This window comes from Peptoniphilus stercorisuis (assembly GCF_017874395.1).
GTDB classification, from domain to species: Bacteria; Bacillota; Clostridia; order Tissierellales; family Peptoniphilaceae; genus Anaerosphaera; species Anaerosphaera stercorisuis.
In genome coordinates this window covers 1-22,272 of record NZ_JAGGLJ010000022.1, presented here as the reverse complement: position 1 = coordinate 22,272, position 22,272 = coordinate 1, and the positions used below count along the sequence as shown (strand labels likewise).

Sequence of the window (22,272 nt, the reverse complement as noted above, 5' to 3'; positions counted from 1 at the left end):
CATGTTTTCCCATAAAAAAATAACACCTCCAAAGTTTTCTAAATTAAGTATATTATACTTTTTATTTAGTGTGTACTCTAGAGGTATTATAATCTTTCTAGTCCTTTATTTTATAGTAATTCGCCATATTTTTTAACATATGCTTTTTTCATTATTGTAGCAAGTGCCATATATAATGCTATTGTAATTGCTAGATATATAAAGTATTTGCCAGGCAATGCTGCAAGTCCTATTGAGTTTCCAAATCCTGTAAATGGAATTATTGTAGCAAGGGCTATTCCAAGCATTGTTAAAAGAGTAAGTTTAGCTGAGGCTCTACTTTGTACGAAAGGTATTTTTGGTGTTCTAATCATATGGATTACAAGTGTTTGAGACCACATAGACTCTACAAACCAACCAGCTTGGAATGTTGCAATAAATAATGCTATTAGCTTTGGATCTGTAAGGTTGTGATATAAAACTCCTCCTGTAACCATTGGTGCTATTATAAAATACATTAGAGCGTAGGTTGTGATGTCAAATACTGAGCTTGTTGGTCCTATCCAAATCATAAATTTAGATACGGAACTTGCATCCCAAGTTTTAGGTTCTTTTAAAAACTCTGGATCTACATTGTCCCAAGGTATTGCAATACATGAGATGTCATATATTAAGTTTAGAAGTAGAAGGTGTATTGGTTCCATTGGTAAGAATGGTAAAAATGCTGATGCAACTAATACTGAAAATACATTACCAAAGTTTGAAGATGCTGTCATTTTAATGTATTTAATCATATTTGCATAAGTTTTTCTTCCTTCTATTATTCCTTTTTCAAGTACCATTAGGTCTTTTTCAAGTAGGATTACATCTGCAGATTCTTTTGCAATATCTACTGCATTATCTACTGAAATTCCAACATCTGATGATTCTAGAGCTGCAGCATCATTTATTCCATCTCCCATAAATCCTACTACATTTCCTCTTTCGCGAAGAAGATTTACAATTCTTGCTTTTTGAGTTGGAGAAAGTTTTGCAAATACTGTATTTTTTTCTGCAATTTCACCAAGTTCTTTATCGCTTAATTGATCTATTTCTGAACCATTGTAGAGTTTAGTAAATTTAATACCAACTTGTTTACAAATAGCGCTTGTAACTTCTTCATTGTCTCCTGTTAAGACTTTTACTTCAACTCCATGTTCGTGAAGTGCTTCTATTGCTTTAATTGCAGATCTTTTTGGTGGATCTAGAAATGCAAGATATCCAAGTAAAACCATATCGCATTCGTCTTTTATTGAAAATTCTCCAACAGGAGCATGGCTTGTTTTTTGAGATACTGCTATTACTCTCATTCCTTGATGGTTAAGTTCGTTTACTTTATTCATTACATATTGTCTAAGTTCATCTGTTAGTGGTTGAACTTTTCCATTATGTTCTATAAAGGAAGATACTACTAGCATTTCTTCAACTGCGCCTTTTGTAATCATTTTTGTTTTGCCGTCTTTATTTTTTACTACAACGCTCATTCTTCTTCTTTTGAAGTCAAAGGGTACTTCGTCTATTTTTTCATATTTTGTAATATCTGTTTCTAAGTTTTCGTCTTCAATTCTTAGTTCCATAGTTTTATTTATAATGGCTTTATCCATTAGGTTTTTAAGTCCTGTTTGGTAGTAGCTATTTAAAAAGCCATGACGTAAAACTCTTGTATCGCTTTCTCCATCAACATTTAAGTGATATTGTAATACTACATTGTCTTCTGTAAGTGTGCCTGTTTTGTCAGTACATAAAATATTTATTGCTCCAAGATTTTGAATTGAGTTTAAGTTTTTAATTATAACTTTTTCCTTAGACATTTTAACAGAGCCTTTTGCAAGACATGTTGTAACAATCATAGGAAGCATTTCTGGAGTAAGTCCTACTGCTATGGAAATTGCAAATAGTAGAGCATTTAGCCAATGTCCCTTTGTAAATCCATTTAATAAAAATACAATAGGTACCATTACCATCATAAATTTAATTAGAACCCATGAAACAGCATTTACACCACGTTTAAAACTTGTAATAGGTTTGTCCTCATTAAGTTCTTTTGCTATATCTCCAAAAATAGTTTCATCACCAGTTGCTATAATTATTCCAGTTGCAGAACCACTTATGACATTTGTGCCCATAAATGCAAGGTTGACTTTATCTAGTACTGCATCAGAATTTGAACTATCTATTGGAAATTTCTCAACTGTTTGAGATTCTCCAGTAAGTGCAGATTGAGATATAAATAAGTCCTTTGCTTTAATGATTCTAGTATCAGCTGGTATCATATCTCCTGCAGAAATATGAACTAAATCTCCAACTACAACTTCATCTAAAGGTATTTCTTCTGCACCTGTTTCAATTCTTTCAATAAGACAAGTTGTTTCAATCATCTCAAGAAGTTTTTCTGCAGAGTTTCCAGATCTTGTTTCTTGAACAAATCTTAAAATACCAGATAGCATAACCATTGTTATTATAATAATAACTGTAGTGGGATCTTTATCTGTTGGATTTGCTAAAATAATATCTGTAAAAGCAGATACTACTGCAAGGGCAATTAATATTAGAGTAAAGGGATTTATAAAGGCATCCTTTAATCTTTTAAAAATCGTATCATCTTTTTTGTAAGTTACTTTATTTTCACCGAAGGTTTCTCTTGCATCTTTAACTTGATTTTCATTTTTTCCTTTTTCTGAAGTATTATATTTTTCATATAAGGTATTAATATCAAGTTGTGAGGCTTCTAAAAGTCTTTTATTAGTTTCTTCTCTTGATAGGGAAGAGTTAATATTTTCAGATGCATTTTTTTTGATAATATCTTTTTTCATTGCATACCTCCTTTGGTATTAAAAAAATCGCTCTCCTTTCTACTATAAAAGTGAGCTTTTATGAAGTTATAAATGTACAAATCACCCGAACTACTCTGGTCCATAAAAACTCACCTCCTTAAAATTTGATTTTTATGGATTTTTAAATAAAAAAATTCCGTACTCAAACAAAGTTACGGAAAAATTATCATAGAATAATTAAACTTGTTTGAGCTTTAACTCTGCGAGGCGGTGAAATTACGTTATTTGAAGCCTTGAATCGACAACAACTGTTCAAACCAGCTAATAATGTCTCCATTATTTTGCGGCAGTAACCCATATCCTCGTAGTAGCCTTACTTACCAAGAATTTATAAAGTTTTACATTCTTATACACCTACACTATCACCTATGGGTATTAGTGTCAATAGAAGTACTTTTTTAAAAATGATAAATATCTTTAAAATTTAGAATTCTTATATGATATAATTAAGTTTACTTAAGATGATTTAATCATATATTTATTTACTTAATTATTTAAATAATTACTTGCAACGAAAAATTGTTTATGCTATACTTTTTCATATTGGGGAGTAGCTATAATATTTCAGTCGTCAATACGGATTTAGATCCCGGCTGGAAGACCAATAATAATGGTAGCAAGACCACTGTTTCGTTGAAATGGTGGTCTTTTTTTATTTTTATGAGGAGGAATTTATGGAGTGGTATAACAAGCAAATTGAAGAAATCTTTAAAGAGCTTGATTCGTCAGAAGATGGATTAAGTAATGATATTGTATCGAAAAGATTAGAACAATTTGGCAAAAACGAACTTAAAAAAGAAGAGAAAAAACCCTTTATTAAAAAACTTGCAGATCAATTTTTAGATCCAATGATTATAATTTTAATTATTGCAAGTATTGTATCAGCCTTTGTTGGAGAAGTAGTTGATGCAGGAATAATTGTTGCAATTGTAGTTGTAAATGCAATATTATCTTTACATCAAGAGGGTAAAGCAGAAGAAGCTATAGCAGCTCTTCAAAAAATGTCCTCTCCAAAAGCGAAAGTATTTAGAAATGGACAACAAATGGAAATTGACTCTACAGAACTTGTTCCAGGAGATTATGTAATTCTTGAAACAGGTGATATAGTTCCAGCTGATTTAAGGCTTGTTGATAGCAAAAATTTAAAAATTGATGAGTCATCTCTTACGGGAGAATCTGTGCCAGTAGAAAAACATGCAGATATAGTTTATAAAGACAAAATGGAAATTGGAGACAGAGAAAATCTTGCATATTCTTCAACTATTATTTCTTATGGTAGAGGAGCAGGAATTGTAATTGAAACAGGATCACATACTGAAATTGGTAGAATAGCTACATCTATTGCAACAGTAGATCGTGAACAAACACCACTACAAAAGAAACTTGCAGGTCTTTCAAAGACTTTAGGAATTTTAGTAATAGTAGTATGTATTGTAGTACTAGGTATAGGACTTTTATATAAACATGAATTTTTAGAAATGTTTATGACAGCAATTTCACTTGCAGTAGCAGCAGTTCCAGAGGGACTTCCTGCAATAGTAACAATTGTACTTTCTCTAGGTATGGGAAAAATGGCAGAGAAAAATGCAATTGTCAAAAAACTTTTAGCAGTAGAAACTTTAGGAACAACAACTGTAATTTGTTCAGATAAAACAGGAACACTTACACAAAATGAAATGACAGTTACTAAGGCTTATATAGCTGGTAATTTCTTAGAAGTATCAGGTACAGGATATGAACCTGTTGGAGAAATTACAAAAGATGGAGAAAAAGTAGATTTTAATTCTATTAAGGATTTAGAACTTCTTTCATCTATAGCAGGACTTACAAATGATGCAAAATTAATCACTACTAATGAAGATATGTATTCAATTATAGGAGATCCAACAGAAGGAGCACTTCTTACTTTTGCTGAAAAACAAGGTCTTCATATAGAAGATTTAAATAAAAAGTATAAGAGAATTGCAGAGATTCCTTTTGATTCAGGAAGAAAGATGATGACTACTTTTCATGAGAATTTAACAGATGCAAAGGTATCATCACTTACAAAGGGAGCTCCAGATATAATACTTTCAAAATGTAAATACTATTTAGATAATGGTGAGATAAAAGAACTTACTGAAGAAGTAAAATCTGAGATAATGAGTGCAAACTCAAGTTTTGCAACAAAGGCTCTAAGAGTTTTATCTTATGCTTATAGAGATTTTGATCTATTACCAGAAGTTTTAACTACAGAAAATATTGAAGAAGATATGATTTTTGTAGGACTTACTGGAATGATAGACCCTGCAAGACCAGAAGTTATTGGAGCAATTGCAGAATGTAAAACTGCAGGAATTATTCCTATTATGATTACAGGAGATTATTTAGAAACAGGATATGCAATAGCTGAAGAACTTGGAATTGCAGATGATAAATCTCAAGCAATAATGGGAAAAGAACTTAATGAAATGACTGATGAAGAAATTCGTGAAATTGTAAAAACTAAAAGAGTATTTACAAGAGTTTCTCCAGAAAATAAAGTTCAAATTGTAAAAGCTTTAAAAGAAAATGGACATATTGCAGCAATGACAGGAGATGGTGTAAATGATGCACCAGCTATTAAAAGAGCAGATATTGGTATTGCAATGGGAATTACTGGTACTGATGTAGCTAAAAATACAGCAGATGTAATATTAACTGATGATAACTTTGCTACAATTGTAAATGCAGTTGAAGAAGGTAGAATAATTTATTCAAATATTAAAAAATTCGTTGGATATTTATTATCTTGTAACTTAGGAGAGGTTTTAATAGTATTAATTGCAATACTTTTAAATTTACCAGTTCCACTTCTTCCAATTCAACTTTTATGGCTAAATCTTGTAACTGACTCTTTCCCAGCTTTAGCACTTGGAGTTGAAAAGGGTGATGACGATATAATGGAAAAAGCACCAAGAGATCCAAATGAACCACTTCTTGATAAGCAACTTAAAATAACAGTAATAGTTCAATCACTTTCTATTACAGTTGCAACACTTGGAGCATATTTACTTGGACTTAAATGGTTTGGACAAGAAGGACTTGGACTTGAATATGCAAGAACAATGGCATTTTCAACACTTATTATGTCAGAACTTCTAAGAGCATACTCAGCAAGATCTATTACAAAGACAATATTTCATATTGGACCATTTAGTAATAGAAAACTTGTAACAGCTACGGCATTTTCTTTTGCATTAATGGTAATTGTAATGGCAGTTCCAGGAATTAGAGATGTATTTGGTCTTGATATGATTGGAGTAAGAGAATGGATAGTAGTAATAGTTGCTTCATTTATTCCACTTGTAATTGGTGAAATTCAAAAAGTAGTTAGATTTTCAAAAATGGATGACTAAATTTATAAAAATATCCTAAAGTTATAGGCTTTAGGATATTTTTCACTGTAAATGGGCAAATATTAAGAAGAAATCAAGTTTTTTTAATAAAAAAAATTTTTTCTTTGACTATTGCTGTGATATAATTTAGACTTGAATAGATTAGGATGTGATAAAAAGATGAGTAAAATTAGAGAAGATGTTCGTAATATCGCTATTATAGCCCATGTTGACCACGGTAAAACAACACTTGTTGATGCAATGCTTAGACAATCAGGTGTATTTAGAGAAAACCAAGTAATTCAAGAGCGTGTAATGGACTCAGATGATATTGAAAAGGAAAGAGGAATTACGATTCTTTCCAAGAACACTGCAGTAAAACATGGAGATACTAAAATAAACATTATAGATACACCAGGCCATGCTGACTTTGGTGGAGAAGTAGAACGTGTTTTAAAAATGGTAAATGGAGTAGTACTTTTAGTTGATGCTTTTGAAGGACCAATGCCTCAAACAAAATTCGTGCTAAAAAAAGCTTTTGAACTAAGCCTTCCAGTTATTGTATGTATTAATAAAATAGACAGACCAGGAGCAAGACCTGATGCTGTTATAGACGAAGTTTTAGATTTATTTATTGAATTAGGTGCAGGTGAAGATGCCCTAGACTGTCCATTTGTATTTGCTTCTGCAAAAAATGGTATAGCAACACTTGATTTAGAAGATGAAGCAGTAAATATGGAACCATTATTTGATACTATTATGAAATATATTCCAGGTCCTGTTTCTGATGAAGAAGCACCATTCCAACTTTTAATTTCTACAATAGACTACAATGACTATATAGGTAGAATCGGTGTAGGAAAAGTTGAAAGGGGTATAATTTCTGAAGGAGATACTGCAATAATCGTAAATGCAATTAAACCAGATGAAAAGAAGAAAGTTAAAATTTCTCAAGTTTATGAATTTGAAGGACTAAATAGAGTGCCAGTTGACAAGGCAAGAGCAGGATCAATTGTAGCTATTACAGGTATTGAAGATATTAATATTGGAGATACTTTAGCAAGTACTGATGATCCAACACCACTTGATTTTGTTAAAATTTCTGAACCAACTCTTTCAATGAACTTTTCAGTAAATGATTCACCATTTGCAGGAAGAGAAGGAAAATATGTAACATCAAGACAAATTAGACAAAGACTATTTAGAGAACTTCAAACAGATGTATCTTTAAGAGTAGCTGAAACTACTTCAACAGATTCATTTAAAATTTCTGGACGTGGAGAACTTCACTTAAGTGTTCTTATTGAAAATATGAGACGTGAAGGATATGAATTCCAAGTTTCAAAACCAGAAGTACTATTTAAAGAAATTGATGGCAAAAAATGTGAACCTATGGAAAGAGTTACTATTGATGTTTCAAATGACTTTGTAGGATCCGTTATAGAAAAACTTGGTAGAAGAAAAGCTGAGCTTACTACTATGCAAGAACCATCAGGTGGATATGCAAGACTTGAATTTAAAATGCCTGCTAGAGGACTTATAGGTTATAGAAGTGAGTTCTTAACAGATACTAAGGGTGAAGGTATATTAAACTCTGTATTTGACTCTTATGAGAAATTCAAAGGAGAAATACCAAGAAGAGTAGATGCTTCAATCGTATCTTTTGATACAGGAACAGCATCAGCATATGGTCTTCACAATGCACAAGATAGAGGAACTCTATTTGTAGAGCCAGGTGAAAATGTATATGAAGGACAAGTAGTAGGTTCATCTCCAAAGGGAGTAGAACTTGAAGTTGCTGTTACAAAAACTAAAAAACAATCAAATGTAAGAGCTTCAGGATCTGATGAATCACTTAAACTTTCACCAGCTAGAAAAATGAGCTTAGAAGAGGCACTAGAGTTTATAGAAGATGATGAACTTATAGAAGTTACACCAGAAAACTTTAGAATAAGAAAGAAAATTTTAAATTCACAAACTAGATATAAATCTAAAAAAAATAAATAATTGGTGATATTATGTTAATGAGATCAGCTTTTTCAGTTTTCACAAGTTTTGTTCAATTATATACAGGATTATTCATTTTAAATGTAATACTATCTTGTGTAATTATTTTTATGGAAAGAAGAAAGCCAACATCAACACTTTTGTGGGTTATGGCAATTAATTTCTTACCAATAATAGGATTTGTTTTCTATTTATTTTTAGGGCAAGATCTTTCGAAACATAAAATGTTTGATAGAAAAGGTCAAGTAGATAAGGAAATAAAAACTTTTTTACAAGAACAATTAGACGAAATGAAAAAGGGAACATATGAATTTGAAAATGAAAAGACAAAGGATTATGTTGAAATGATTGAAATGTTTCATTCATCTGAAAATGCAGCCTTTTCTCAAAATAACGATATAAAAATCTATAATGAAGGTGTAGAAAAATTCAAGGATTTATTTAAAGATATTGATGAGGCGAAAAACTCTATTTATATTCAATACTATATTTTAAAATCTGATGGACTTGGAATTGAGCTTTTAGAAAAACTTAAGAAAAAAGCACAAGAAGGAGTAGAGGTACTTCTTTTAGTAGATGGAATGGGAGCTAGAAACTTTAGTTTAAAATACAGACGTGATGTAGAAAAAGCTGGAGTAAAACTTGCAATATTTTTCCCAGGACTACTTCCAAGAATAAATACGCGTATAAATTATAGAAATCATAGAAAACTTGCAATAATAGATCATAAAATAGGATATGTTGGTGGTCTTAATGTTGGAGATGAGTATATTTCAAAAAGTAAAAAATTTGGCTTTTGGAGAGATACTCACTTTAGAATACTAGGACCTGCTGTTAATGGACTTCAGTGGAGATTTTTTCTAGACTACAGATTTGCAGCAAAAAATGCAAATGGAGGATTTGTAACTCCCTTTGACTTTAATAAAAAAGAAGGAAATAAAGATATTTGTGTAGTATCTAGTGGACCAGATACAAAGGCCCATGCTATAAGAAATGGATACTCAAAAATGATAACTCGTGCAAGAAAAAGAGTTTATATACAAACACCTTATTTCGTTCCAGATGATGGACTACTAAATGATTTAAAAATAGCTGCAATGTCTGGATGTGAAGTCAGTATAATGATTCCACAAAAAAGAGATCACCCCTTTGTTCATTGGGCAAGTATGTCCTTTATAGGTGAGCTGCTTAAGTGGGGAGTTAAAGCTTATTTATATCAAGATGGTTTTTTACATTCAAAAGTTGTAATAAGTGATGACTATTTATCAAGTGTAGGTACAGCAAACTTTGACATAAGATCTTTTGAGCTTAATTTTGAAGTCAATGCCTTTGTATTTGATACAGAAATAAATAAAGAACTTGTAGAGGCCTTTGAAATAGATGTTAAAAAATCAAAGAAAATAACATTAGAAGACTATAATAATAGAAATGCCATCTTTAAAATAAAAGAGAGCATTAGTAGACTATTATCACCACTACTTTAAATTATGAAAAATTATAAAATAGAAATTACAAAAAAGAATATGAAAAATATTAGAGTTTCAGTTAAAGCTGGGACTCTTTTAGTATCTGCTCCAAAATATGCAACTAAAAAAGATATATTAAAAGTAATAGAAAATAATGAAAAATCAATTGATGAAATGCTTGAAAAAGATAAAAAGAAATTTTATCAAAATGATTTATCAAAAAATATAATATACTTATTTGGAGAAACTATAAATATAGAAGATGCTAAGAAAATTAATACAATAGATGAACTTGAAAATTTTTATAGGAAAAATCTTTTAGAAATACTTCCATATATATTTAAAGAATATAATAAAATAACAGGACTTTATGAAAAAGAATTTAAAATAAGAAAAATGACTGCTCGTTGGGGCACTTGCTATCCTGAAAGAGGACTTATAAATATAAGTCTTTATCTTGCAAAGAGATCAGTAGAAGAAATAAAATTAGTAGTGCTTCATGAATTAATACATTTAAAAATTAGAAATCACTCTAAGGATTTTTATAGTGAAATAAATAAATATATGAAAAACTATAAAGAAGTAAGTAGGAGGCTAAACAACTAATGAGTCTAGAAAAAGTAAGAGAACTTTTTATTAAAGAAAATTTAGAAGATAGAATTGTTGAATTTAACTCTTCATCAGCAACAGTAGAGCTTGCTGCAGAGCAAATAGGTTGTAGTTCATCTCAAATTGCAAAGACTATGTCTTTTAAAAGTAAAGATGATTATGCAATATTAATAGTTACAAAGGGAAGCTCAAAAATAGATAATAGAAAATTTAAAGACTATTTTAAAATGAAAGCTAAAATGTTAAAAAGAGATGAAGTAGAGGAATATGTAGGGCATTTGCCAGGTGGAGTATGTCCTTTTGCAGTTAAAGAAAATTGTAAAGTCTATTTAGATATTTCATTAAAAGAACATGAAGAAGTATATCCAGCAGCAGGATCTGCATCATCAGTTGTAAAACTTAACTTAGAAGAACTTCAAAAACTTTCAAATTATATTGAGTGGATAGATGTGTGCATATAATGAGAAAATTTACTTTTAAAATAATTTTTTTAATAATATTTCTAATAGCTATTATGAAGTATATTGATTGTAGAAAATATGTAGTCTATGATAAAAAAGATGGAAAAGTAAAACTAGAAGAAAGTATAAATAATAATAATAAAAAGATAGATAAATATAAAAATTTCACAAAGAAAATAATTGATTAAACACTACAAAAAAATGTAGTGTTTTTTTATGGGAAAATTTATTAGCTGTGATTAAAATTGAAAAAATTAGGTATATTGTATATATATATATAAACAATACTTAAAATTAAATATTTAATACTTATTAAAAAGTTCGTTATACAAAATAAACTAATTAATTAAATATTTAATTAAGATAGATTAGGAGGTGATGTTCTTTGAAATAAAAATAATAATATATAATATTTTATTATTGAAATAATAAAAATTACTTAGGGGAAAAGTTGCAATATTATTTAGTAATATAATTTTATTAGAGTTTATTAAAAGTAAGGGGAAAACCTCTTATTTTTTTGTAAAAAATACATAATCCACTAGAGGTTGCCAATATGCAACTATGTCTTAGCTGCATGACAACTGGCTTTTATGTTAATATATTTACATAATAAAATAAAGGAGCTTATTTATGAATATATCAGATAGAATACAATCTCTTAGAAAAAAGAAGGGTCTTTCGCAATATGATCTTGCTGATGAGATGGGAGTTTCAAGACAAGCTGTTTCAAAATGGGAAAATGGACAAAGTATCCCAGATATTGAAAAAATAATACTATTAAGTGATTATTTTAATGTAAGTACTGACTATATAATTAAGGGAGTGGAGGAAGAAGAGGAAAAAAATAAAAAAGAAAATAATATTATATATAGTAAGATTTTATATATTGTTTCAACTTTTTTAATTACAATTGGAAATATTAGTGCATTTTTAAATCTATGTATAAGAATAGATACAACATACTTATTTGTAGATTATGTAATAATTGGTCTTGGAGTTATGTCCTATTTCATTGCTAAGACTATTTCAAATAGTAGTCCCAAATTTATAATAAAATTTATAAATATAATGATGATTATTTTTACTCCAATTACATTTATGATTTTTATGATTGGTAATATAATTGCAATTGAAGTATTATATATCCATAAAGTAATTGTTTCTATTATTATATTTCTAATAATATATGTATTTTTAGGTATCTGTATTTTTAAAAAATTAAAAAAATAACTATTTAGAACAGGAGAATTTAACTCCTGTTTTTTTATATTTAATATAGTTATAATTCTATACAAGAAAAATTGGTGAAAAATTTGAAAGTTTTTTGAAAGTTAGAAATTATTAGATACTTATTAAAGAATCTGTGGTAGAATACTATGAGTATAAAATTGACTGAAAGTCATAAGTTTATATAAATATTTTTAAGTATTTTCTAAAAAAGTGAATAAAATATGTTAATTAGTAGTATATTATTTAATAGTATATTAATGAAATGATTACTATAATAGTGCTTTAGTTTCGATTTCATTGTTTATTATTAAGTAAGTATGTATAATATGTATTAGATAAATGAATGATTAAACATATTACATAATAAACCTCTTTAAATGGGAGGTCTATTTTTTAGTTAATGCAAAAAATAAATATGTAAGAATAAGGACCAAATTTCTTTAGGTGAAATGTTGAAAATTACGATTGTATAACTTTATAAAAAAGATTGACTGTTATTCAAAAAAGTATTACTATATACAGTGCCGTAAAATCAAAAAAATGATTTGATTTAGAAATTTGGAAGGGGGATTTATGAAAAAGCTGGGTTATTTTATTGCTAAATTTAGAGTATTAATACTTCTTGTTTCAACAGGATTATTGGTACCTTCAGTTATAGCATATTTTAATACGGGAATTAATTATGACTTATTAGATTATCTTCCAGATGATTTGGATTCTACAATTGGAGCAGATATTCTAGATAAAGAGTTTCATAATGCAGCAACTTCAATGCTTGCTGTGGAGGGCTTAACTGAAAAAGAAGCTGTTCAAATGAAAGAAAAGATTGCTGATGTCAAGGGTGTTAACAGGGTGCTATGGAGAGATGATATTGCAGATATTACAGTTCCAATGAGTATGCTTCCTGATAAGCTATTAGACAATTTTTACGATGATGATAGAAGTCAGTTCTTAATGATTGTAAAATTTGAAAACTCTTCATCATCAAGTATAACTATGGATGCTATTGATGAGATTCGTGAGATATCAAAGGGGCATGGCTACTTAAGTGGTATGAGTACTATAGTAAAGGATACTAATGCAATTATTGATAAGGAAATGCCTTTTTATATATTAATTGCCGTTTCTTTAATGATTTTAGTATTATCTTTAACTAATACATCAACAATAGTTCCTTTTATGTTTATTGGAAATATATTTTATGCAATTATTTATAATATGGGTTCTAATATAATAATGGGACAAATATCCTATGTAACAAAGGCACTTGCAGCAATACTACAACTTGCAGTATCAATGGACTATTCTATTTTCTTATATCATAGATATGAAGAGGAAAGGTCTATGGAAGAGGATCATACTATTGCAATGGGAAATGCCATTGTAAAGACTGCATCATCTATTGCAGGTTCTTCTTTAACTACTATTGCAGGTTTCTTAGCTCTTATTGCAATGAGAATTAAGCTAGGTAGTGATGTTGGTATAGTAATGGCAAAGGGTGTTGTATTTGGACTTTTAACATGTGTTACAATACTTCCTGCACTTATGCTTGTATTTGATGGACCAATACACAAGTATTCACATAAGACATTACTTCCAGATTTTGATAAATTATCAGACTTTGTTGTAAAACACCATAAATTATTAGTTGTAATTTTTGTAATTGCTTATATACCAGCAATATATGGTGCAAAGAGAACTCCTCTTTATTACAATATGGATAGAGCATTGCCTCAAGATTCAGACAGTGTAATTGCGCTTAATAAGTTAAAAGATGATTTTGATATGCAGGCTACAAACTTTGCGATTTTAAGAGATGATTTGCCTCAATGGCAATATCAAAAGATGAGTAATGAAATAAGTGAGCTTCCAGGTGTTGAGTCTGTAATATCTTCAGATGACTTTGTAGGACCTATGATTCCATCAAGTTTCTTGCCTTCAGAGTTAACTGATAACTTTAATAAAAATGGATATAAGGCAATAATGGTTCAATCATCATTAAAAGCTGCAACGCCAGAATCAACAGAGCAACTTAACTCTATAAATAAGATTATAAAATCAAGAGATAAAACAGGAGTTGTAACTGGAGAATCAGCATTAACAGAAGACTTAACTTATATGACAACAGAAGACTTTAACAGTGTAAGTGCTGTTTCAAATATAATAGTAGGTATAATAGTTGCAATTGTATTTAAATCAATTGCAATACCTTTAATATTACTTGCTACAATACAACTAGCAATACAAATTAATATGGGTATTCCATATTTCACAGGAAATCAAATACCTTTTATTGCATCTATAATAGTAGGTACAATTCAATTAGGAAGTACTATAGACTATTCAATATTACTTTCCTCAAGATATGTTGAAGAACTTAAAGTTGAAGAGGACAAATTTGTTGCTATGAAGACATCTTTAATGGAAACAGCAAAATCAATTGTAACTAGTGGACTTGCATTTTTAGCTGCAACAGCAGGTGTAGGTATTTATTCTAAAATGGGTATGGTAGGTTCTATATGTATATTACTTGCAAGAGGTGCATTAATATCAATGATAATTATTTTAGTATTACTACCACCAATTTTATTATTATTTGACAAATTTATAAGACTAACAACTAAGGATTTAAGACCTGTGAGAAAGGAGAAAAATGGTGAAAAATAAAAAAATTATATCATTAGCACTTAGCTCAGTACTAGCACTTAGTGCAATAACACCAACCTTCGCTGTAGAAGATAATAGTAAAGTAAAAAAAGATGAAACAGTATATGTGCTAATGGATGACAAGGGGAAAATTAAAGAACAAACAGTAAGTGTTTGGTTGCGTTCAGATGATAAAATAGATGTATTAGACACATCAAATTTAAAAGATATAAAAAACTTAAAAGGTGATGAAAAACCTAAAAAAAGTGGGAAAGATAAATATCATTGGAAATCAGAAAAAAAAGATATTTACTATCAAGGTAAATCAGATAAAGAACTTCCAGTAGATATAAAAATAACTTATAGATTAAATGGAAAGAAAACATCACTTAACAAACTTGAAGGAAAAAGTGGAAAATTAGAAATTGAAATAGAAGCTTTAAATAAAGAGTCCTATGAAAAAAACATAAATGGTAAAAACCAAACTATTTATTCTCCTTATATAGTTGCAGGAGGAATTACTTTTTCAACAGATCATTTTAAAAATTTAGAAACTAATGGAAAAATTTTAGATGATGGTAAAACTCAAGTAGTTGGATTTTCACTATTTCCAGGAATGGCAGAAACATTTAATGAAAAATTAGATACAATTGATGTTGATATATATGATTATATTGAGAAAAAAATTACAATTACAGCTGATGTAAAGGACTTTGAAAAACCAACAACTCTTTTAACAGCAGCAGATTTATTTCAAACAGATCCAGAGTTTGAAGAATTTGATTCTTTTGATGAACTTACAGATGCACTTGAAGAATTAGATGACAAAGGTCAAGAAATGCTAGATGGAGCTATTGAACTATATGATGGTTCTATTGATTTTTCAGATGCTATTTATGATTTAGTAGATGCACATGAAGAACTTTTTAATGGATCTAATGACTTATATGATGGTGCAAATAAACTTCAAGACTCAATGGAAGAAGCACTTGGAGGCTCAAAACTTTTAGCATCAGGATCATCTGATCTAAATGATGGAGCAAGAACTCTAAATAAAGGACTATATGACTTAACAACAGGAGTCTTAGAATTATATGATAAAACAGATGATTTAGTAGATGGAGCACATGATTTAAAAGAGGGTGCAGATGAACTTTCAGATGGAATATCTATGTTAAATGATGGTTCTAAAGCTTTAGATGCAGGAATAAAAGATGTAGTATCTCATGTTGGAGATTATCAAAAACAAGCACATGAAGCACAAAGCTCAATGGAAAAAGTAAAAGAAGATACAAATGATATTAAAACAGAACTTGCTGTATTAAGAAGTATGATTGCAGGAAATAGACTTTCAAAGGGTGAAAGTACATCTGGTAATGAAGAAATTCAAACAAGATCAGTAGAAGATCAAAAAAATGAAAATATAAAATCTGCATTAAATAATTTAAAGAACCAATCAAATAATTTAAAAAATACAGCAGATACTTTAAATAAAGCTGCAAATTCACTAGGTTCAATAGATTTAAATGTAGATATTAATTCTAGTAGTAGTGAAAAAATAGACATTGACAAAATAAATGAAATAAAAAGAGGAATAGAAGCATCGAAAGTATTACTTTCAGAAATGGAAATTCCTAATGAAAATGTAAGAGATTCAGTAGTTGATGTACAAAAATATTTAGAAGATCTAAGTAATAAAGTATCTAGTGTTGCATCAGATGTTCAAAATACTTCTAATACAGAAAAAGAAAAATCAAGAAAAACAAAGGAAGAAGCACAAAATTTAGCTGCTAATGTAAAGGCTGAAACTACAAAAAGTGCTAGTTCTTTAAAAGAGCTTGTATCTCAACTTAATTCTCAAGCAAGTAATATAGATATTCAAGTTGCTGCAATACAAAATGCACTTGATATTGAAACTAGTAAATTATTAAATCAAGTTGATTTGATTTCTGCAAAAGCTGTAGAGGCGGATACTATAATGGGACTTATGGTAGATCAAATGGCAGCTATTAATGCAAAGATAGATGATGGAATTGAAAATAAACTTCCTACATTACAAGATAAAGTAAATCAACTTCTTGAAGGTGTAGAAAAACTATATGATGGTTCAGTAGAGCTTAAAGATGGACAAAGTGAACTATATGAAGGAACTTTAAAATTACAAGATGGTGTTGAACAATTAAAAGATGGTAGTACAAAACTATATGATGGTTCAACAGAACTTCAAGAGGGAACTCAAGTAGCAGTTGATGGAACTGCAACTCTTGATGAAGGACTTAATAAATTACAACTTGATGGTATTAGCCCACTTAAAGATGGTGTTGGAAAACTTTCAGGTGGAATTACTTCTCTATACAATAAAGGTGGCGATTTAACAGAAGCTGCTGATGATTTAGTAGATGGTACTGAAGAATTAAAAGATGGTGTAGATGAGTATATGGAAGATGGTATTAAAGAAATGAGAAGCAAAGTTACAGAAAAAACTGATGACATAGAAGATATTATGGAAATCAGAGATGAACTTGTAAGTATCTCACAAAATAGAACATCATTTACTGGATCAACTGGATTTGACAGTAAAGTTGTTTATGTATTTAAAGTTGAATAATATTAATTAAAGGTGCTAGATATCTAGCATCTTTTTTATTTTAAGAATAAGTCTAATTCATGTTAAAATAGAATTAATAAATATTTTAAAAGTTTATTAATTAGGAGGAAATATGATAATAGAGGAATTTTTAATAAAAATAATCCCATACATAACAGGTGCTTTAGAAAGTGTTGGAGTTTTTATTATTGTACTTGGATCTATTGAAAGTGTAATAAAACTTGTGAAATCAAGGTTTGATTTTGGAGATGAAGAGTTAAAACTTGAATTTGCAAGAGCTCTTGCATTAAGTCTTGAGTTTAAACTTGCAGCAGAAATTTTAAAGACTGTTGTTATAAGAACTCTTGATGAGTTTTTTATATTATCTGCAATTGTGGTTTTAAGAGTTGTAATTACCTTTGTTCTTCATTGGGAAATAAAAAGCAGTGAAGAAATTGAAACAAAGGGAAAAAAATCAGATAAAAATAAAATTTAATATCAAATAAAAAAAGACAGTAGATTAATCTACTGTCTTTGTATTTTAATTATCTTTTTAAATTAATTACTTCTTTAAATAATGATGCATCTTTTTTAATTTTTTCTTCTCCACCAATTGCACAAATATAATTTTTGTCCATTGCATTTTTAAGAATACTTGAATAAGATTTTAATTTTTCAAGACTTGTATCTATTGCTTCTTTTTTGATTTTTTCAATAGATTCTTCAGTAATATTTGAAATATATCTAGAAAGATTTACTTCACCTTTTAATACTGGAGAAAGAAGTGGATCAAAGGAGTTCATAGATCCTATTATAAAGTCTTTAAGTTCTGATTCTGAAATGTCAAGATTTTCTACAAATTCAGGGATTTCATCATAAACTTTAACAGTATTTGCAAGATGTGGATCTCTATAAGAGTATGTTAGAATATCTCCTGTTCTAGAGAATCTTATTCCTGCGCCATAAGCCCCTCCCTTAGCACGAATGTTGTAGTGTAGGTATGATATGCTTAAAATATTTCCAAGGACTGCAAGAGCACCATTATACTCCTCTCCAAGGGCATTTAGATTATATCCCTTAGATACATATTGCACATTTGCAGATGTCTTATAGGCTTCGTTTTTGTTGTTTTCTACAAAAGTATAAGGAATTTCTTCAAAGTTATTAGAATTAAAAGTTTTAACTAAATTTTTGAAGTTTTCTTTATTTGCAGTATAAGTTTTTTTGTCGCCTGTATAGTTTAATATTAATCTATTTTGAACAAATATTTTTTTAGATATATCTTCAAGAGAATTTTTGAAATCTTCCCATTTATTGTCAAAATCTTCTAATAGATCTGCAATATAGAAGTATATTGGAAGTCCACTAGTCTTTCCATTATAATCTCCTTGAGCAGAGTAATAGGATTTTACTATTTCAGAAACAATTCCATGGCCATTTTGTAAAATAGCAGATTCCATTTGTGATTTTTCAGAAAGTAGTATTTCTTTAATTCTATTTTTGTCTGAAAAATCAGAATGATTTAATATCTCATCCATTAATATAAGTGAATCTTTGATTTTATCATCAAGCATTTTCATAGTTACATTTACATAAGGATAAAATTTCTTATAGTCCTTTGAGTCAGAATAAGTTAAATTATTTACTACAAATCCACCCATAGTCTTATAAATCTCATTATTTAAATCTTCATAGGAATAGTTTTTAGTGTTAACTTTTCCATATAGATCAGTAAGAAGTGAAAGATTAAATATTTCTTTTTCACTAAAGTGATTTGCATCAAAGGCAAGTGTCACATAGGAAAGATTATTTGTAAATTGTTCGTTTATTAGAACTTTATAAGGTTCTTCTTCTATTTCTTCTCTAGGAATATGAGTTATATTTTTTGAAATATCTGAAAGTTCAAGGCTTGGAATAGTTGCTTTGTCTTCTTTAGAGTCTTCAGTCATTTGGAAGTCTATAAGCTCTTTATGTTCTTTCATAATATTTTCAAGTTCTTCTTTTGACATATTATTTTTAATATTTTCAAGTTTTTCTTTTAGTTCTTTTTCTTCTTTTAAATTTTTATCTAATTCTGGAGTTACAATAGAAATCAGTGAGTAGGGATTATTAAGAAGTTTTTCCTCAATATATTTTTCAAAGAAATCACTATTAATATTTTCCTTTAATTCATCTATTACATCATTAAATGTAAGTCCATTAAAAGGAGATTCATCATATAGCCAAGAGTTTAATGCTCTTATATAGTAGATAATTGATCTTTGAGTTCCGCCACCTTCACGAAAAGCAAATTCAAATTTATTTAAAGTTGCCTCTAAGAGATCTCTATTAATTCCATTTTTGATTAAGTCTTTTAAAGTATTTTCAACTATATTTTTAAATTCTTCTAGTCTGTCTTTAGATGTATTTTTAACTATAATAGATAGATCTAAAGTTTCTGATGAAGATGTCTCTGCATATATATCTTCTCCAAGACCAGCTTTTAGAAGTGCCTTTTTAATTGGAGCTGCTTCTGCATCTATTAAAAGTTCTGATAAAAAATCTCTTAAGAATAAGTCTTTTTTATTTTTGCTATTTCCAATACACCAGCTATATGCAAGATAGTCTTTATTTTTGCCCATTTCATCATTTGATGCTGAGTATGTGTCATAGACAGTTTTTTGTTCTTTGAAAGCTTCATTTAAAATAATTTTTGAATCAATATCTTCATATTCAAAATCTCTAAGATAATTTTCATCAATATATTTTAAAGCTTCTTCCATATTTAAGTCTCCATATAAATAAATATAGGAGTTTGATGGGTGATAGTATTTTTTGTGAAAAGCTAGAAAATTTTCATAAGTTAAATCAGGAATATTTTTAGGATTTCCACCAGAGTCAACTCCATAAGATGAGTCTTTGTGAAGATTAAAAGTTATTACATCTGAAACTATATTTTGAGGATCAGAGTAAACTCCCTTCATTTCGTTATAAACTACACCATTTAATAAAAGGTCTGATTCTAAGTTTTCAAGCTCATAATGCCAACCTTCTTGCATAAAAATTTCTTTTTTTTCATACATTCTAGGATAAAAAACAGCATCTAAATAAACATCCATTAAATTGTAAAAGTCTTTTTTGTTTCTTGAGCTTATAGGATATAGAGTTTTATCTGGATAAGTCATTGCATTTAGAAAAGTTTGCATACTTGATTGAATAAGATCCATAAAAGGTTCACGAGTTCTGTATTTTCTAGATCCTGATAGTGTACAGTGCTCAACTATATGAGCTACACCTGTAGAGTCTTCTGGAACAGTTCTAAAGCCAATTCCAAAGGCTTTGTTTTCGTCATCATTAATAAGGCATAAAACTTGAGCCTTAGTTTTTATATGTTCATAAACTATGGCATTAGAGCCAACTTCATTTATATATTTTTCATCAATTATTTTATAATTATTCATAATATCCTCCTTAAATAAATATTATACCCAAAATATAGATTAAATGGTACTTTATAGAATTTATAGAAATAATAAGTAAATAATTTTTTAAAAAAAATAAAGTGAATATTTTAATATTTAAGCTACAAAAGTATATTTGAATTATGTTATGATAGAAATGTATTTTCAAAATAGAATAGGAGGAACAAAATGGAGCACGAGAATTTTTTGGAAAAAAGATTTAATTTATCCGAAAGAAAGACAGATGTAAAGACTGAGCTTATGGCTGGGCTTACAACTTTTATGACTATGTCATATATTTTAATTGTAAACCCAAATATGCTCTCTGAAACTGGCATGGATAAGGGAGGGGTCTTTACCGCTACGATTATTTCTTCAGTAATTGCAATATTATTTATGGGTTTAATTGCAAACCTACCTTTTGCACTTGCTCCTGGAATGGGCCTAAATGCATTTTTTACTTATACAGTTTGTATGCAAATGGGTCAAAGTTGGGACTTCGCTTTAACGGCAGTCTTTCTTGAAGGTATCATATTTTTAATACTTTCTGTCTTTAAAGTTAGAGAAGCCATCTTTACTGCAATTCCAATGACGCTTAAAAAAGCCGTATCAGTAGGTATTGGACTTTTTATAGCACTTATTGGATTTACTAATGCAGGCATTATCGTACCTGGTGAAGGAGTGATTTTGAGCCTAGGAAATTTACTAACACCTAATGTATTAGTAGCTTTCTTTGGACTATTCTTAATGGCAGTACTAACAGCAAGAGGGGTAAAAGGAGCATTATTATTTGGGATTTTAGGTTCTACAATATTAGCTCTTTTTACAGGGGTAACATCTCTTCCAACAGGAAGGATATTCTCATTACCACCTTCTTTAGAACATGTTGCATTTAAACTACAATTTGACAATATCTTTACATTAGAGATGTTTTCAGTAATGTTTACATTTTTATTTGTAGATTTATTTGACACAGTAGGTACATTAACAGGAGTTGCTACAAAAGCAGGACTTTTAGATGAAAATGGAGAACTACCAAGTGCAGGAAAGGCATTACTTGCTGATGCAATTGGAACTACAATTGGAGCTCTTCTTGGAACTAGTACTGTTACAACTTTTGTTGAAAGTGCAAGTGGAGTTGCTGATGGAGGAAGAACAGGTCTTACAGCTATATCAACAGGCTTTTTCTTCTTTGTATCACTATTCTTTTTCCCACTTTTTGCAATAGTACCAGCAGAAGCAACAGCACCAGCTTTAATTATGGTTGGACTTTTTATGATGAGTCCAATAAAAGATATTGATTTTGATGATTATACTGAATCAGTACCAGCATTTTTAACTATAGCGATGATGCCTTTTGCCTATTCAATAGCAGAGGGAATTGCTTTTGGAATGATGAGCTATGTAATTATAAAATTTACTACTGGAAAGAGAAAAGACGTTTCACCACTAATGTTTATTTTAGCTTTAGTATTTTTATTAAGAATATTAAAACCATTATTCTTTTAATTAAAGAAGGCATATGATTATAATACCTCTAGAGTACACACTAAATAAAAAGTATAATATACTTAATTTAGAAAACTTTGGAGGTGTTATTTTTTTATGGGAAAAC

General features: G+C 29.1%; 13 protein-coding genes and 1 riboswitch. Of the genes, 11 read left to right on the top strand and 2 right to left on the bottom strand.

All coding sequences use genetic code 11. The features are described from left to right. Nucleotides 1-110 precede the first annotated feature (110 nt). A complete protein-coding gene (gene mgtA / locus J2Z71_RS08380) occupies nt 111-2,831 on the bottom strand; it encodes a magnesium-translocating P-type ATPase (protein WP_210062096.1) in 2,721 nt (906 codons plus the stop codon). A 196-nt stretch (nt 2,832-3,027) separates the two neighbouring features. Further along, a riboswitch (M-box (ykoK) riboswitch) is annotated at nt 3,028-3,184 on the bottom strand. Nucleotides 3,185-3,526: 342 nt separating this feature from the next. Between mgtA and J2Z71_RS08375 the strand changes: the two genes are divergently transcribed. The 10 genes from J2Z71_RS08375 to J2Z71_RS08330 all read left to right on the top strand — a co-directional run bounded on the left by J2Z71_RS08375 (nt 3,527) and on the right by J2Z71_RS08330 (nt 17,713). Continuing rightward, nucleotides 3,527-6,229, top strand: a complete 2,703-nt coding sequence (locus J2Z71_RS08375; RefSeq protein ID WP_210062094.1) for a cation-translocating P-type ATPase — start codon at nt 3,527-3,529, stop codon at nt 6,227-6,229. Between the two features lie 159 nt (nt 6,230-6,388). Further along, nucleotides 6,389-8,215, top strand: a complete 1,827-nt coding sequence (gene typA, locus J2Z71_RS08370) for a translational GTPase TypA (protein ID WP_210062092.1) — start codon at nt 6,389-6,391, stop codon at nt 8,213-8,215. Nucleotides 8,216-8,226: 11 nt separating this feature from the next. After that, nucleotides 8,227-9,699, top strand: coding sequence for a cardiolipin synthase (gene cls, locus J2Z71_RS08365; RefSeq protein ID WP_342590815.1), 1,473 nt, complete (start codon nt 8,227-8,229; stop codon nt 9,697-9,699). A gap of 39 nt (nt 9,700-9,738) precedes the next feature. Further along, entirely contained in the window at nt 9,739-10,287 is a 549-nt protein-coding gene (locus tag J2Z71_RS08360) for a M48 family metallopeptidase (protein ID WP_245311216.1), read from the top strand. Continuing rightward, on the top strand, nt 10,287-10,751 hold the full coding sequence (locus J2Z71_RS08355; RefSeq protein WP_210062083.1) for a YbaK/EbsC family protein: 465 nt from the start codon (nt 10,287-10,289) through the stop codon (nt 10,749-10,751). The genes J2Z71_RS08360 and J2Z71_RS08355 overlap by 1 nt, the downstream gene beginning before the upstream one ends. Beyond that, nucleotides 10,751-10,939 (top strand): hypothetical protein, encoded by a 189-nt coding sequence (locus J2Z71_RS08350; protein WP_210062081.1) that lies wholly within the window; start codon nt 10,751-10,753, stop codon nt 10,937-10,939. Before J2Z71_RS08355 ends, J2Z71_RS08350 begins: the two co-directional genes overlap by 1 nt. Nucleotides 10,940-11,384: 445 nt before the next feature. Beyond that, nucleotides 11,385-11,984 carry a helix-turn-helix domain-containing protein gene (locus tag J2Z71_RS08345; RefSeq protein WP_210062079.1) on the top strand — a complete coding sequence of 200 codons (600 nt, stop codon included), beginning with the start codon at nt 11,385-11,387 and terminating at the stop codon, nt 11,982-11,984. A gap of 573 nt (nt 11,985-12,557) precedes the next feature. Beyond that, nucleotides 12,558-14,651, top strand: a complete 2,094-nt coding sequence (locus J2Z71_RS08340) for an efflux RND transporter permease subunit (protein ID WP_210062077.1) — start codon at nt 12,558-12,560, stop codon at nt 14,649-14,651. Continuing rightward, on the top strand, nt 14,641-17,238 hold the full coding sequence (locus J2Z71_RS09060; protein WP_210062075.1) for a hypothetical protein: 2,598 nt from the start codon (nt 14,641-14,643) through the stop codon (nt 17,236-17,238). The genes J2Z71_RS08340 and J2Z71_RS09060 overlap by 11 nt, the downstream gene beginning before the upstream one ends. A gap of 112 nt (nt 17,239-17,350) precedes the next feature. Next, nucleotides 17,351-17,713: a DUF1622 domain-containing protein gene (locus tag J2Z71_RS08330; RefSeq protein ID WP_210062073.1), complete on the top strand. Its 363-nt coding sequence runs from the start codon at nt 17,351-17,353 to the stop codon at nt 17,711-17,713. A gap of 49 nt (nt 17,714-17,762) precedes the next feature. On the opposite strand, the gene J2Z71_RS08325 is transcribed toward J2Z71_RS08330, so the two are convergent. Next, nucleotides 17,763-20,657: an insulinase family protein gene (locus J2Z71_RS08325; RefSeq protein WP_210062071.1), complete on the bottom strand. Its 2,895-nt coding sequence runs from the start codon at nt 20,655-20,657 to the stop codon at nt 17,763-17,765. A 189-nt stretch (nt 20,658-20,846) separates the two neighbouring features. Between J2Z71_RS08325 and J2Z71_RS08320 the strand changes: the two genes are divergently transcribed. Further along, entirely contained in the window at nt 20,847-22,166 is a 1,320-nt protein-coding gene (locus tag J2Z71_RS08320) for an NCS2 family permease (RefSeq protein WP_210062069.1), read from the top strand. The last annotated feature ends 106 nt before the right edge of the window (nt 22,167-22,272 follow it).